Annotated in this window: 14 protein-coding genes; 12 read left to right on the plus strand and 2 right to left on the minus strand. The window is 44.6% G+C overall.

Going from position 1 to position 14,683, the window contains the following annotated elements:
• Positions 1-9 precede the first annotated feature (9 nt).
• Complete coding sequence (speB, locus tag HMPREF1154_RS02360; protein ID WP_009640972.1) at positions 10-897, minus strand: agmatinase; 888 nt, start codon at positions 895-897, stop codon at positions 10-12.
• Between the two features lie 146 nt (positions 898-1,043).
• Here speB and HMPREF1154_RS02365 point away from each other — a divergent pair, with 146 nt between their 5' ends.
• The 5 genes from HMPREF1154_RS02365 (at position 1,044) to HMPREF1154_RS02385 (ending at position 7,495) form a co-directional block, all read left to right on the plus strand.
• A complete protein-coding gene (locus tag HMPREF1154_RS02365; RefSeq protein WP_009640958.1) occupies positions 1,044-2,213 on the plus strand; it encodes a DNA polymerase III subunit in 1,170 nt (389 codons plus the stop codon).
• 140 nt (positions 2,214-2,353) lie between these two features.
• Positions 2,354-4,429 carry a methionine--tRNA ligase gene (gene metG / locus HMPREF1154_RS02370; RefSeq protein WP_009640937.1) on the plus strand — a complete coding sequence of 692 codons (2,076 nt, stop codon included), beginning with the start codon at positions 2,354-2,356 and terminating at the stop codon, positions 4,427-4,429.
• A gap of 15 nt (positions 4,430-4,444) precedes the next feature.
• The gene (locus HMPREF1154_RS02375) at positions 4,445-4,939 is read left to right on the plus strand and encodes a hypothetical protein (RefSeq protein ID WP_009640942.1); all 495 of its coding nucleotides are present in this window, start codon (positions 4,445-4,447) and stop codon (positions 4,937-4,939) included.
• A gap of 4 nt (positions 4,940-4,943) precedes the next feature.
• Positions 4,944-5,273, plus strand: a complete 330-nt coding sequence (locus HMPREF1154_RS02380) for a nucleotide pyrophosphohydrolase (protein WP_009640951.1) — start codon at positions 4,944-4,946, stop codon at positions 5,271-5,273.
• Positions 5,274-5,287: 14 nt separating this feature from the next.
• Complete coding sequence (locus tag HMPREF1154_RS02385; protein WP_009640960.1) at positions 5,288-7,495, plus strand: patatin-like phospholipase family protein; 2,208 nt, start codon at positions 5,288-5,290, stop codon at positions 7,493-7,495.
• Position 7,496: 1 nt separating this feature from the next.
• Here HMPREF1154_RS02385 and HMPREF1154_RS02390 read toward each other — a convergent pair whose 3' ends face one another.
• Positions 7,497-8,204: a tRNA threonylcarbamoyladenosine dehydratase gene (locus tag HMPREF1154_RS02390; protein ID WP_009640934.1), complete on the minus strand. Its 708-nt coding sequence runs from the start codon at positions 8,202-8,204 to the stop codon at positions 7,497-7,499.
• Positions 8,205-8,446: 242 nt separating this feature from the next.
• Here HMPREF1154_RS02390 and dapF point away from each other — a divergent pair, with 242 nt between their 5' ends.
• From dapF to ung, 7 genes are all read left to right on the plus strand, one after another.
• Positions 8,447-9,253: a diaminopimelate epimerase gene (gene dapF / locus HMPREF1154_RS02395; RefSeq protein ID WP_009640931.1), complete on the plus strand. Its 807-nt coding sequence runs from the start codon at positions 8,447-8,449 to the stop codon at positions 9,251-9,253.
• Positions 9,254-9,257: 4 nt separating this feature from the next.
• Positions 9,258-9,755, plus strand: a complete 498-nt coding sequence (locus HMPREF1154_RS02400; RefSeq protein ID WP_009640965.1) for a GNAT family N-acetyltransferase — start codon at positions 9,258-9,260, stop codon at positions 9,753-9,755.
• A gap of 115 nt (positions 9,756-9,870) precedes the next feature.
• Positions 9,871-10,869, plus strand: coding sequence for a beta-ketoacyl-ACP synthase III (locus HMPREF1154_RS02405; RefSeq protein ID WP_009640949.1), 999 nt, complete (start codon positions 9,871-9,873; stop codon positions 10,867-10,869).
• Positions 10,870-11,055: 186 nt separating this feature from the next.
• Positions 11,056-11,562, plus strand: a complete 507-nt coding sequence (accB, locus tag HMPREF1154_RS02410; RefSeq protein WP_034566744.1) for an acetyl-CoA carboxylase biotin carboxyl carrier protein — start codon at positions 11,056-11,058, stop codon at positions 11,560-11,562.
• A gap of 41 nt (positions 11,563-11,603) precedes the next feature.
• Positions 11,604-12,962 carry an acetyl-CoA carboxylase biotin carboxylase subunit gene (gene accC / locus HMPREF1154_RS02415; protein ID WP_009640954.1) on the plus strand — a complete coding sequence of 453 codons (1,359 nt, stop codon included), beginning with the start codon at positions 11,604-11,606 and terminating at the stop codon, positions 12,960-12,962.
• Positions 12,963-12,983: 21 nt separating this feature from the next.
• On the plus strand, positions 12,984-13,925 hold the full coding sequence (trxB, locus tag HMPREF1154_RS02420) for a thioredoxin-disulfide reductase (protein WP_172539824.1): 942 nt from the start codon (positions 12,984-12,986) through the stop codon (positions 13,923-13,925).
• 7 nt (positions 13,926-13,932) lie between these two features.
• Positions 13,933-14,601: a uracil-DNA glycosylase gene (gene ung / locus HMPREF1154_RS02425; RefSeq protein ID WP_009640929.1), complete on the plus strand. Its 669-nt coding sequence runs from the start codon at positions 13,933-13,935 to the stop codon at positions 14,599-14,601.
• Positions 14,602-14,683 lie beyond the last annotated feature (82 nt).

Consider the following 14,683-nt stretch of genomic DNA (forward strand, 5'->3'; position numbering starts at 1 on the left):
AACTATTTATCATTTTTTCTTTTTCTTGGTCTGCTTGCTGTGTTTGTTATACTTGTGGTAGTAAGCCAGCATCTTATAATATAGTTTGGCAGCTAAGAAAGCCGTTGGTTTAGCCGCAGGGCTGTCCATAAGCTCTACGATGTCAAAGGCAACCACATGGCACTTCTTAAATACTTTTCTAAGCAACTTTAGCGTTGGGTACCACTGCAAGCCTCCTGGTTCAGGAGTTCCTGTGGAGGGGGCTATAGAAGGGTCAAAAGCATCTAAATCTATAGTGATATATACATTGCCTGTTACCTTTTCCAACACTTCATTGATCCAATTCTCATTCTTGGCTATCTCATGAGCGAAGAATACCCTATTGTGAGGTAGGTATTGCTTTTCTTCAGCATCCATAGAACGGATACCCACCTGTACGAGTTTGTGCTTTTGGTTGGCCTCAAATACAGCACAAGCATGGTTATTTTTGGAGCCATGGTATTCGGGACGCAAATCGGTATGAGCGTCCAATTGCAATACAGTTAGTTGCTTATACTCCTCCCCTACGGCTCTTATAGAACCGATAGAAACGGAATGTTCCCCGCCTATCAGGGTAAAGAGTTTTTCTCTGTCTTTGACCAGTTCTTTAGTTTTTTGATAAACCGCCTCTACCATCTTCTCTGGGGTGCTGTTCTCCGATACTTCTCCCGCTCTATAGACCCCATGTAGGTAGGGTTCGGAATCTGTTTCTATATCGTAAAGCTCCATATTCTCGGAAGCATCCAAGAACAATTCTGGTCCCTTATCAGCACCCTTGCCCCAAGTGGAGGTGCCATCGTAAGGAACGGTTACCAGTACTACTTTTGAGTTTTCATACGTTGCATTTTCGGCAGGTATGCCTGCATATGTATTTTCCATTACTGTAAATGTTTTGATTTAAATAGGGGTAAAATTACTATTTTTAGAGCAATTACTACGCTTATTTAACTATTATTTGTGAGTTATAATACCCTCTCTTATTTTTTTCGGAAGGGTTTCCTCGTTATCTAAAAAATTATGTACTTTTGTACTGTTTTTTCTTGGTCACCTTGGCCGAGACAATCAGCTATATTATGGATTTTGAAAGCGTTCTAAGTAACTCACATACAAAGAAATATCTAAAAGAAACTATTGATACCAACCGCATAGCTCATGCCCAACTCTTTGTCGGAGAGGAAGGGGTAGGTACGCTCCCTATGGCCATTGCTTACGCCACAGAACTACTATGCAAGAGGGGTGATGCACATACAGCCATTAAGTGTGCACACCTGAATCACCCTGACCTGCATTTTGCTTATCCTACGGCTATTACCACTCAGGTGAAAGACCACCCCACCAGCTCGGCTTTCTTGGAGCAATGGCGCCAATTTGTCTTGGAAACGCCTTATGGAAGCCTTTTTGACTGGTATCAGGCCATTGATATTGCCAACAAGCAGGGGAAAATTGGGGTAGATGATGCCAAGGAGATCACCAGCAAGCTCTCCCTGAAATCCTTCGAGGGGGGGTATAAGGTGATGATTATCTGGATGGCGGAGCTAATGAATACCGATTGTGCCAATAAGCTGCTGAAGCTTTTGGAGGAACCACCCGCCGAAACCATCTTTATCCTTGTGGTAGAGAACGAAAATGCCTTGCTCGATACTATTCTCTCTCGCTGCCAAATCACGCGCTTTCATAGGCTCTCCCAAGAGGTTATCACTGAGGCCTTGGTCAAGCAAGGTCTTAGCCAGCCCCAAGCACAGAAGATCGCGCTACGCTCACAAGGTAACTACCGCAAAGCGCTCTCTTTTATAGGAAAGGACAACGATCGTATCTTTGAGGAATGGTTCGTTGAGTGGGTACGTATGGCCTATAGTGCTCGCGGCAACAAGGGGGTACTACCCAACCTATTGGCTTGGTGTGAGAAAATCGCCAAGGAGGGCAGGGAGACGCAAAAGCTCTTCCTCGAATACTGTTTGGAGGTGTTCCGACAGGCACTCTTGGCCAACTATGGCGCTGATAGCTTGGTATATATGGAGTTTCAGTCCAATTTCAAGATAGAGAACTTCGCCCCCTTTGTACATCATAACAACATAGCGGAAATCCAGCGGAATATAGAAGAGGCTATCTATCATATAGAACGCAATGGTAACTCCAAGCTGATCCTCACCGACCTCTCTATCAAGCTCACCAGACTGATACATGCTAAAGTATAAGGAAAAAACTTGACTTTTGAGGAAAAATATTGTAATTTTGCAGTCCTTAAAATAAGTGAAAAGTGAAGAGAGAAAAATGAAGAGTTACCTCTGATAACTGACCTCTGACAACTGACCACTGATAACTAAAAACTATCTAAATGTCCGAACGTTATACCATTACGGCAGCTTTGCCTTATACCAATGGCCCTATTCATATTGGCCATTTGGCAGGAGTATATGTCCCTGCTGACATCTTCGCACGCTATCAGCGATTGAAAAACAACGATGTGGCTTTTATCTGCGGAAGCGACGAACATGGAGTGGCTATCTCTATCAAAGCAAAGAAAGAGGGTACCACTCCCAAGCAAATTATTGATAAATATCATAAGATTATCAAGGATTCACTCCACGATTTTGGTATTTCCTTTGATAATTATTCTCGCACCTCCCTGCCTATACATTACCAAACAGCCTCGGAGTTCTTCCGTACCCTCTATGACAAAGGGGATTTTATAGAAGAAACTTCCCAGCAGCTCTATGATGAACAGGCTGGGCAGTTCCTCGCTGACCGCTTTGTGATTGGTACATGTCCTAAGTGTGGCAACGAAGAAGCCTATGGTGACCAATGTGAGCGCTGTGGCAGCTCGCTCAATGCCACCGACCTTATCAACCCCAAATCCACCCTTACAGGGAGCAAACCTGTACTAAGGGAGACCAAGCACTGGTTCCTACCCTTACAGAATTACAGCGAGTTCCTTGAAAAATGGATTATTGAAGGTCATAAAAACGACTGGAAGCCCAACGTATATGGTCAGGTGAAGAGTTGGCTCGACGACGGCCTACGCCCTCGTGCGGTAACACGTGACCTTGACTGGGGAATCCCCGTACCTGTAGAAGGCGCCGAGGGCAAGGTACTCTATGTGTGGTTTGATGCACCTATCGGCTATATCTCCTCTACCAAAGAATGGGCTGCCCGCGTGGGCAAGGACTGGGAACCTTATTGGAAGGATGAGAAGACGAAACTTATTCACTTTATCGGTAAGGACAATATTGTCTTCCACTGTGTAATCTTCCCTGCCATGCTCAAGGCCGAGGGCTCTTATATCCTGCCTGAGAATGTTCCTGCCAATGAGTTTCTCAATCTTGAAGGTAACAAGCTCTCCACTTCCAAGAACTGGGCAGTGTGGCTCAATGAGTATTTAGAGGATTTCCCTGCTCAGCAGGATACCCTAAGGTATGTAATCACTGCCAATGCGCCTGAGACCAAGGATAATGATTTTACTTGGCGTGACTTCCAAGCGAGAAATAACAACGAACTAGTGGCTATCTATGGGAATTTTATCAACCGTGTGATGGTGCTAACCGAGAAATATTACAAAGGTGTGGTGCCTACCCCTCATGAATTGACCAAGGAAGACCAAGAAGTATTTGCTCAGATCAAGGAACTTACCCAGAAGATAGAACAATCCTTGGAGCGCTATCGTTTCCGTGAAGCTCAACAGGAACTGATGAACATTGCCCGCTTAGGCAATAAGTACTTGGCCGACGAAGAGCCTTGGAAGCTCATCAAGGAAGACCCCACAAGAGTGGAAACCATCATGTATATAGCCTTACACATTGCTACAGCTCTGGCGGTAACCTCTGAGCCTTTCTTGCCTTTTACCTCTGCCAAACTCAAGCAGATGCTCAATTTTGCTACCATGAGCAAAGCACCTGTATGGGAAGATGTATTACATTCCGATAGCCTGATCTCCTCTGGACATACCATAGGAAAATCTGTTCTACTCTTTGAAAAAATAGAAGACGAGGCCATCCAAAAACAAATAGATAAGTTGGAAAATAGCAAAAAGGCAAACCAGCAGGCTGCTGCGGCTAACTTAGCCACCGCGGTTACTCCTCAAAAAGAGCTTATCTCTTATGAGGATTTTGCTAAGATGGACATACGTATTGGCACGATTTTGGAAGCTGAGAAAATGCCTAAGGCAGACAAGCTCTTGATTTTGAAGGTTGATATAGGCCTCGACCAACGTACCATCGTATCGGGAATTGCTCAGAGCTTTGACCCTAAGGAGATTATCGGGAAAAAGGTTACCGTACTGGCTAACCTCGCTCCTCGCAAACTCCGTGGCGTGGAGAGTCATGGTATGATCCTGATGATAGAAAACAAGGAGGGTAAGTATGTCTTCCTAAACCCCGATGCTGAAGGTATTGCCAACGGAACTGAAGTAAAATAACCTAAACCATATTACATGAAACAACTCAAATGGCCTTTATTATTCCTCTTTGGAGGAATACTCTTGGCCTCTTGTAAGAACAAAGGAGAGAAGCAACCTTCTATGCAGACAACTCCTGCCCTATCGGTAGAACGCTTACAGGATTCTATTCAAAAACTCACTGATGAGCTGGCCGAAGAACGGTATTTTGATATTCGCTTTAACGAAGATGGCCGATATTTCTTCCATGAAAATGGCATAGAAGATCCCGAAGAGTTCGTACGCCAACAGCTTATGGCAACCAATATAACCAAGGACGAAAACCACCCCTTGATTTCCTATCGGCCACGCCGCAATGCTAAATTCCAGATCAATAAGATCAAATTGCTCAACCACCGCTGGGTAATCTGTGATTTCTCCGATGGCTTGGACTGGGGTGAATTGCTGATCAAAATGACCCTCAATGACGACAAAACACTGTCCTTTGATGTCCTTGACCAGACCCTCTATGTAAGTGAACAAAAACCTTAACCCTATGAACATAAAAAACGCCCAAATCGCAGTAGATAATTGGATTAAAGAACATGGTGTCCGCTACTTCAATGAACTGACCAATATGGCTCAACTTACCGAAGAGGTAGGCGAAGTAGCTCGTATCATTGCACGCCGCTATGGCGAACAGTCGGAGAAGGAAAGCGATAAAGCCAAAGACCTCGGTGAGGAACTGGCCGATGTGGTCTTTGTGGTTCTATGCTTGGCCAACCAAACAGGTATAGACCTACAACAGGCCTTTGATAAGAAGATGGACGCCAAAACCAAGCGCGACCATGACCGACACCAGAATAACCCTAAGCTAAAACAATAACCTATGTTTCTGCTATGAAACGACTCTTCTTCCTTCTCTTGTTTCTATATACAATCGGCGCCTTTAGCCAAGAGAAAATCCGCTCTTTGGCCGACCTCAAGGGTAAGAAAGACCTTAAGGTAGGCCTAGTTCTCAGCGGAGGGGGGGCTAAGGGCTTGGCTCATATTGCTGCCCTAGAGGCTATTGAGAAAGCGGGAGTGGAGATTGATTATATAGGGGGTACTAGTATGGGAGCCATTGTAGGGGGCTTGTATGCAGCAGGCTATAGTGCCCAGCAGCTGGACTCTATCTTCCATGCCACCGACCTAGAGGAAATTATTCAGGACAATGTTCCTCGCTCCGCACAGACTTTCTATGAAAAGGAGAACCGAGACCGCTATATGGTGTCCTTGGCGCTACGCGATGGAAAATTCGCGCTTCCCGCTGGACTTACTCAAGGAGTAAACCTCTATAACTTCCTAAGCCAACTCACCTATAGGGTACGAAAGATTGACGATTTCTCTAAGCTACCGATTCCCTTCCTCTGTATGGCTACCGATGTGGAAACAGGCGAAGAAGTAGTCTTAGAACATGGCGACCTGGCTCAAGCTATCATGGCCAGTGGCTCCTTCCCTACCCTTTTTGCTCCTGTAGATGTAGAGGGTCGCTACCTTACCGACGGAGGGGTGATGAACAACTACCCTGTAGATGAGGTCAGAGCCAAGGGTATGGATGTGATCATAGGAGTGGATGTACAATCTCCCCTGAAAAAGCGTAAGGACTTGCGCTCGGCCAATAGCGTATTGCTCCAGATTACTGGCTACAAGATTGCCAATGATATGAAGGAGAAAAGAGAGAAAACAGACATATATATCCACCCGGATATGAGTGGTTATAATGTCATTTCCTTTCAAGACGGACAGGCAATTATTGACTCTGGGCGGGTAGCTACCAAAAAGGTACTCCCTCACTTGTATTGGCTCAAGCGACATCTCAAAAAGAAAGACCCTGACATTATAAATACCAAAATCCCTGATTCTCTGCGAATTAGCAACATTACCTTTTCAGGTAACAAACACTATTCCGATGCGTATCTTAGGGGAAAATTGGGCTTTCAGTGGAATGAAAAAATTTCCTTCAAAGACCTCAAAGATGGGGTGCAGAACATCATGGCTACCCAGAATTTTAGGGGTATCAACTACCATATCTGCTCCACCGATGAGGGGGAAGAATTGCGGTTTACCTTGGAGGAAGCCCCTGCACAGACTTGGGTGAAGATGTCTTTGCACTACGACAACCTTTACCAGACGAGCATACTACTGAACCTAAGCCGTTCGAGCTTCCTACAGAAGGACGATTTTATTTCCTTTGACTTTATTGCTGGTGACAATCTCCGCTATAAGTTTGATTATTATGTAGATAAGGGATTCTATACCAGTTATGGTTTTCAGAGTAGGTACGACCATTTCCGCCGTGATATCTCTTTCAATGGGTTTTCGCTTACCACAGGGGATACCAACTTGGCACTCTCTCGTCTGAAGAACCAACTATACTTGCAGTCTATTTTCTTCCGTCGTAAGTTCTTAGTGGGAGCAGGGGTAGAGCATGAGTTGTATAAAGCGAAAGTACAGCCTGACAACTTCAATGAACAAGTGAATTACTATTCTCTTTTCAGCTATCTCCGCTATGATTCTTTGGACAATGCTCTTTTCCCTACCGAGGGATTGTACTTTGATGCACGTGGCCATTGGTACCTACATTCCACAGGCTACGGAGAGACAATCAACCCTATTATTCTGATCAAGGCCGATATAGGAGGCGCTTGGCGAATCACCGATCGGCTTTCTGGAAAAGCCATGTGTTCGGCAGGCTTCCACTTGGGACTACCCAATGCTCCTTTCTTGCAGTATGTATTCGGGGGACAAGGGGATAACTTTTTCGGAAATATTCTCCCCTTCTATGGGTATGATTACTTGAGCTTCGGGAATTATGACTTCCTCAAGGGAGAACTTTCTTTCAACTATCGTTTTTATAAGAAGAATTATATCAAGGCCATTGCCAATATTGCCAATGCCAACGATAATATGTTTGCAGAGCGCAGTTGGTTTGCCATGCCCAAATATACAGGCTATGCCTTGGGGCTAAGCTCCAATACGATCTTAGGCCCCATTGAGCTAAAGGCTACCTATTCTCCTGAGACGAATAAGATCCTTTGGCTCTTCAATATTGGTTTTTGGTTCTAAGCTACTCTATGAGTTTGCGTACAATCACCCCTGCTACATGGATACCGAAGAGGGCAGGCATATAGCTCATGGTGCCATAATAGGAACGCTTGAAGTTTGCCCCATCAGTGAGCGCCATCATATCCTTATCTGGGAGTTCTAGGGAGAACACGGCTTTGAACTTAGGCTGGATACCTTCTTTCTTGAGTCTTTTGCGGATAGTACGTGCTAGCGGACAATCACGGGTTTGGGAAATGTCGGCCACCTTTACCTTGGAGGGGTCTAGTACACCTCCTGCTCCCATACTGCTGATGACCTTCACTCGACTATCATGACAAGCCCTAAGCAGACTTATCTTAGGAGATATGCTATCTATACAATCAGCCACATAGTCAAACCGACTATCCACCAAGTCGTAAGCCGTCTCAGGGGTAAGAAAGTCATTGATGACCTCCAGCACTATATGGGGGTTAATGTCCCTAAGCCGCTGAGCTACAAGCTCTGCTTTAGGCTGCCCTATAGTAGAATCAAGGGCTATAAGTTGTCTGTTTTTGTTAGTGATGTCCACCACATCGCCATCTACTATGGTAAGGTGTCCCACCCCTGCACGGGCTAAAAATTCGGCAACAAAAGCCCCTACACCCCCCAGTCCTACTACAAGGACATGAGAGTGCTCCAATTTCTGTAAACCCTCGTCTTTAACGACTAATTTTGTTCTCTCTCGCCACACAACTATCTAAATTTAAAGTAAAAGGTAAAAAGTAAAAAGTAATAATCCTTAAAAACTAACAACTAACCACTAATCACTTTTCACTAATCACTTTTCACTAATCACTTTTCACTATTTTCGAGGGGCAAAATTACAATCTTTTCAGTAAAAGACAAAATAAAAAAATGCTTTCTTAAAATTTTTTTTCTATTTCTTTGTTTATTCTGTTATTTTTCCTAATTTTGCCCTTAAAAACACAGATAATGAGAGTTATACATTTTTACAAATACCAAGGGGCAGGCAACGATTTTATCATGGTCGATAACCGTACTGCTACCTTTCCAAAGGGCGATACCAAGCTAGTGGCACAGTTGTGTGAGCGTCGTTTTGGTATTGGTGCTGATGGGTTAATCCTGCTAGAGAATGACCCAGAGAACGATTTTTCCATGGTCTATTACAATTCTGACGGCAATCCAAGCTCCATGTGTGGCAACGGCGGACGCTGTATCGTAGCCTTTGCTCGCAAGCTGGGTGTTATCTCTGCTGAGGAAACGACCTTCTCCGCCCCCGACGGACTGCATAAGGCCATCTTCAAGAACAACCTTATCCACTTGCAGATGCAGGATGTCAGTGATATCCAAAAGGTGAAGAAGGGAGTAACCCTTGATACAGGGTCGCCTCATTATGTGGAAGTAGTTAAAAACTTGGACAGCTTGGACGTTAAGAAAAAAGGAGCTGAAATACGCTATGGAGTACCCTTCAATATTGAGGGAGTCAATGTCAATTTCGTAGAACCTATATCCGACAATCGTTTTAAGGTGCGTACCTATGAGCGAGGCGTGGAGGATGAGACCTATTCTTGTGGTACAGGTGCTACTGCTACCGCTATTGCCATGCATAAAACAGGAAAAACTAAAGCCGAATACATCATCTTGGAGACCAAAGGGGGGACACTAGAGGTAACTTTTGAGGTAAAAAAGGAATTTCTTGGACTGAAAATAAAAGAATATACCAATGTTTGGCTCATTGGCGGTGCTGATTTCGTTTTTGAAGGAACTATAAGCATATAAACTTATGGTACAACTAAGAGCACTTGAACCCGAAGATATAGATTTTTTATATAACTTAGAGAACGACCGAACGCTCTGGGAAGTAAGTGAGACCCAAGCCCCCTTCTCTAGGCAACTATTACTATCTTATATAGCCAATGCGCACCAAGATATCTATCAGGCCAAGCAACAACGCTTTGTTATTACCTACCAAGAAAAGGCTGTTGGCTGTGCCGACTTATACGACTATCAACCAAAGAACAAACGTGCTTCTGTAGCTATAGTCGTTGCTGCTCCTTTCAGGCAAAAAGGAATTGCTACCAAGGCCTTAGAACAACTATGTTCCTATGCCTTTACTTTCTTAGACTTACACCAGCTTACCGCCTATGTACATCAGGGAAATCTCTATAGTCAAAAACTATTTCTGCGACAAGGATTTCTATGTACTGCCACCCTCAAAGACTGGTGCTTCTTTGATGGTAATTTCCAAAACGTATATCTATACCAGTACTTTAAACCTTAATTTTTAGGCCATAAGTAAGAAAAAAATAACTTTATTGTACCATAATTCGTATTTTTTTCGTAACTTGCGCCTCTATTTCATATGCTCTTTTAAGAGCAGTTAAACTTTGATTTCTATGACAAAAATTACAGCTGCTATAACAGGCGTGGGCGGATATGTACCCGATTTTGTTCTATCCAACAGTTTGTTAGAAAAAATGGTAGATACCACCGATGAGTGGATTACCACCCGTACAGGTATCAAGGAAAGAAGGCTTTTAAAAGAAGAAGGCAAGGGAGCTTCTTTCTTGGGCATAAAAGCGGTTGAAGATTTGTTCCGTAAGACAGGCACTAACCCAGCCGATATTGACTTAGTGCTTTTTGCCAGCGTAACTCCCGATATGCCTGTGGCAATCTCTGGCGCTTACTTGGCTACCCAGATTGGAGCGGTCAATGCCTTTGCTATTGACCTACAAGCGGCCTGCTCTAGCTTCCTCTATGGTATGTCTGTGGCAGCTCGCTATATAGAATCGGGCAGATACAAAAAAGTACTCTTGATCGGTGCTGACAAAATGTCCTCTATCGTGGATTACACTGATCGCGCTACTTGTATCATCTTTGGTGATGGGGCGGGTGCCGTCCTTTTGGAACCCAACTATGAGGGCTTAGGTATACAAGATGAATACCTGCGCAGTGACGGATCTGGCCGCGAATACCTCAAGATAGAGGCTGGAGGCTCTATCCTTCCTACAACCCCTGAAACCCTCAAGGAAGGTAAAAACAACTTGTATCAGGACGGAAAGACAGTTTTCAAATACGCTGTCTCTCGCATGGCCGATGCCACCGATGCGATCCTTGAGCGCAATAACCTATCGGCTGATAACCTCGACTGGCTGGTACCTCATCAGGCCAACAAGCGTATCATCGACGCTACAGCTGACCGTATGGGACTCCCTCATGAGAAGGTGATGCTCAATATACAACGCTATGGCAATACCACTTCTGCCACCCTACCTCTGGCACTCTATGACTACGAGAAACAACTCAAAAAAGGAGATAATCTCGTCTTCGCAGCCTTCGGTGGTGGCTTTACTTGGGGCGCCCTATACCTCAAGTGGGCTTACGATCCTAAATAAATAATTATAAGATATATACTTTGTATTTTTTATAATCTTTATTGAAAAATATTAAAAGTATCTCAAGTTTTAATTTTTTGCTAAAAAAACAGGGGACATGTGAAATATTTTTAGTATTTTTGCCCCCCGAAAAAATATCATACCAATAAGATAATGTCTAACTCATTGAAAATATAATTATTTGCTATGGATTTAAAAGATATTCAAAATCTAATCAGATTCGTTGCCAAGTCAGGCGCAAGCGAGGTAAAGCTAGAGATGGAAGATGTGAAAATCACCATCAAGACCTCTGGAGAAGAAGGACGCCCTGAAACGGTCTTTGTTCAACAGCCTTATATGGCACAAGGAATTCCTCAACCACAGATCCCTGTGGTGCCACAACCTGTATTCCCTGTAAGTGACCCAGCCAACATTGTGGCAACCAAAGAGCACGATGACGAAGAAAACGGAAAATATATTACTATAAAATCTCCTATCATCGGAACCTTCTACCGTCGCCAAGCACCTAACAAACCTCTTTTGGTGGAGGTAGGGGACAATATTGTACAAGGTCAAACCCTTTGCGTGATTGAGGCCATGAAACTATTCAACGAGATAGAATCCGAAGTCTCTGGTAAGATCGTAAAGGTACTAGTGGACGACGCTTCCCCTGTGGAATACGACCAACCACTCTTCTTGGTTGACCCTTCTTAAGTTAGGGTTGTGTATTAAGTGTGACCTAAAATTCTTAGAACATGTTTAAAAAAATCTTGATAGCCAACCGTGGAGAAATTGCCCTACGGGTGATTCGCACCTGCCGTGAAATGGGCATTAAAACGGTGGCCGTATATTCTACAGCAGATGCCGATAGCCTTCATGTACGCTTCGCCGACGAAGCTGTATGTATCGGCCCTGCCCCTAGTAAGGATTCTTATCTGAAAATTACCAATATCATCGCCGCTGCTGAGATTACCAATGCCGATGCCATCCACCCTGGCTATGGCTTTCTTTCCGAAAACGCTAAGTTCTCCAAGATCTGTGCTGAAAATGGTATCAAGTTCATCGGAGCTTCAGCCGAAATGATTGACAAAATGGGGGATAAGGCTACCGCCAAAGCTACTATGAAAGCCGCAGGGGTACCTACCATTCCTGGCTCCGATGGCTTGCTTAAGGATGTTGCCGAAGCCAAGAAAATCGCCAAGAAAATGGGCTATCCTGTCATGCTCAAAGCCACCGCTGGTGGAGGAGGAAAGGGTATGCGTGCTGTATGGAAAGAAGAAGACCTCGAAAAAGCCTTCGAGAGCGCTACTCAAGAGGCCGCCGCTGCTTTCGGTAATGATGGTATGTATATGGAGAAACTCATTGAGGAACCTCGACATATCGAAATCCAAATCGTAGGAGACCAATTCGGCAAAGCTTGCCACCTCTCCGAACGCGACTGCTCTATCCAAAGAAGACACCAAAAACTTACCGAAGAAACACCTTCTCCGTTTATGACCGACGAACTCCGCCAAAGAATGGGCGAAGCTGCTGTCAAGGCTGCCGAATCTATCAAATATGAAGGCGCAGGTACCGTAGAATTTCTTGTGGATAAGCACCGCAATTTCTACTTTATGGAGATGAATACTCGTATCCAAGTAGAACACCCTATCACCGAACAGGTGATTGACTATGACCTGATTAAGGAACAAATCCTCGTAGCGGCTGGAGTACCTATCTCTGGGCGCAACTATACTCCTAAACTACACGCTATAGAATGCCGTATCAATGCAGAAGACCCCTTCAATGACTTCCGCCCTTCCCCTGGCCGTATCACTGCTTTCCATGCCCCTGGGGGATTCGGAGTACGTCTTGATACCCATGTGTATGCTGGCTATACCATTCCACCCAACTATGACTCTATGATTGCCAAACTCATCGCAACAGCTCAGACACGCGAAGAGGCTATAGCTAAGATGAAGCGCGCGCTGGACGAATTCGTCGTAGAGGGTATCAAAACAACCATCCCTTTCCACAAACAGCTTATGGAACATCCCGACTATATCGCTGGAAACTATACCACCAAGTTTATGGAGGATTTCGTGATCCAGCCCATAAGGGACGACGAGGAATAAAAAATAATTTTTTATACCAATATTATGTCTGTAGAAAAAATCAAATGCTTAATTATAGGCTCAGGCCCAGCAGGTTATACTGCTGCTATCTATGCCTCAAGAGCCAATCTCTCTCCTGTACTCTACCAAGGGGAACAACCTGGCGGACAGCTTACCACTACCAATGAGGTGGAAAACTTCCCTGGCTACCCCGAAGGGATTACAGGAACTGAGATGATGATGCAGTTCGAACAACAAGCCCGCCGCTTCGGAGCCGACATTCGCACTGGCTGGGTTACCAAAGTCGATTTTTCTGCCAAACCGCTCAAAGTATGGGTCGAAGACAAGGAAATCCATGCCGATAGTGTGATCATCTGTACAGGTGCTACTGCCAGATACTTAGGACTGCCTTCCGAGCAGCATTATTTACATACAGGAGGAGGCGTATCGGCTTGTGCTGTATGCGATGGCTTCTTCTATAGAAACCAAGACGTGGCTATCGTAGGGGCAGGAGACTCCGCCTGTGAAGAGGCGCTTTATCTTGCCAAAATCTGTAAAAAGGTAACGATGATCGTTCGTCGCGATGCCTTCCGTGCCTCCAAGATTATGGAAGAGCGTGTCAAAAAAGCAGAGAATATTACTATTTTGTTCAATTCGGAAACCGACGAAATCCTCGGAGATGGACAATTGGTTTCTGCTGTCAGAGTACGTAATAACAAAACTGGAGAACTTTCCGAAATTCCTATCACTGGTTTCTTTGTAGCCATTGGCCATAAGCCTAATGCGGATATCTTCGCTCCTTATCTGTCTATGGACAAAGATGGTTATATCCAAAATATACCAGGAAGTAGCCGTACCAATGTAGAAGGCGTATTCGTAGCTGGCGATGCAGCCGATAAGTACTACCGACAGGCTATTATTGCCGCTGGAAGTGGTGCCATGGCTGCCCTCGATGCCGAACGCTATCTAGCCGCTCAAGAATAAACTGCTTATGAATGTACGCATCAGCCCCTCTTGGAACGCACTGCTGAGCAGTGAGTTCGAAAAACCTTATTTTCAGGCATTGACAGCTTTTGTCAAAAAGGAATATAGTGAACATACATGCTATCCCAAAGGGAAAGAGATTTTTGCAGCCTTTGACAAGTGTCCTGTAGAAGACCTCAAGGTGGTACTCTTAGGCCAAGACCCATACCATGGGGAAGGTCAGGCCAATGGGCTTTCTTTTTCCGTAAGAGACGGTATTGCTCACCCGCCTTCTTTGGTGAATATATTCAGGGAAATAGAAGAGGACTTGAAGTTGCCCTACCCTGAAAGCGGCAACCTCTCTCGCTGGGCGGAGCAAGGCGTACTACTGCTGAACGCTACCCTTACTGTCCGTGCCAATACGGCAGGTAGTCATCAGGGACAGGGCTGGGAAACCTTCACCGATGCAGTCATCAAGAGTATATCTGACAATTGTCAGCATATCGTCTTCCTTCTTTGGGGCAGTTTTGCCAAAAAGAAAATAGCCTTGATTGATACTCAAAAGCATTGTGTACTTTCCTCTGGACACCCTTCTCCACTGAGTGCTAATCGCGGTTATTGGTTTGGAAATAAACACTTTAGTAAGACCAATGCCTATCTCTCCTCTGTAGGTAAGCAGGCTATTGATTGGAAATAACATCTGTCATTTTGTCATGTTTTTACTTTTGGCACAATCCTTGCCTATTAGTAAAGCGTAAATAACAAAATAAGAAATAAAG

Origin of the sequence: Capnocytophaga sp. CM59 (assembly GCF_000293175.1) — a bacterium.
Taxonomy (GTDB): Bacteria; Bacteroidota; Bacteroidia; order Flavobacteriales; family Flavobacteriaceae; genus Capnocytophaga; species Capnocytophaga granulosa.

Coding starts and splice junctions, on each gene's coding strand:
- HMPREF1154_RS02400 (WP_009640965.1), top strand. CDS start 9,258: ATGGTACAACTAAGAGCACTTGAACCCGAAGATATAGATTTTTTATAT.
- HMPREF1154_RS02405 (WP_009640949.1), top strand. CDS start 9,871: ATGACAAAAATTACAGCTGCTATAACAGGCGTGGGCGGATATGTACCC.
- ung (WP_009640929.1), top strand. CDS start 13,933: ATGAATGTACGCATCAGCCCCTCTTGGAACGCACTGCTGAGCAGTGAG.
- accC (WP_009640954.1), top strand. CDS start 11,604: ATGTTTAAAAAAATCTTGATAGCCAACCGTGGAGAAATTGCCCTACGG.
- metG (WP_009640937.1), top strand. CDS start 2,354: ATGTCCGAACGTTATACCATTACGGCAGCTTTGCCTTATACCAATGGC.
- accB (WP_034566744.1), top strand. CDS start 11,056: ATGGATTTAAAAGATATTCAAAATCTAATCAGATTCGTTGCCAAGTCA.
- dapF (WP_009640931.1), top strand. CDS start 8,447: ATGAGAGTTATACATTTTTACAAATACCAAGGGGCAGGCAACGATTTT.
- HMPREF1154_RS02375 (WP_009640942.1), top strand. CDS start 4,445: ATGAAACAACTCAAATGGCCTTTATTATTCCTCTTTGGAGGAATACTC.
- HMPREF1154_RS02380 (WP_009640951.1), top strand. CDS start 4,944: ATGAACATAAAAAACGCCCAAATCGCAGTAGATAATTGGATTAAAGAA.
- HMPREF1154_RS02385 (WP_009640960.1), top strand. CDS start 5,288: ATGAAACGACTCTTCTTCCTTCTCTTGTTTCTATATACAATCGGCGCC.
- speB (WP_009640972.1), bottom strand. CDS start 897: ATGGAAAATACATATGCAGGCATACCTGCCGAAAATGCAACGTATGAA.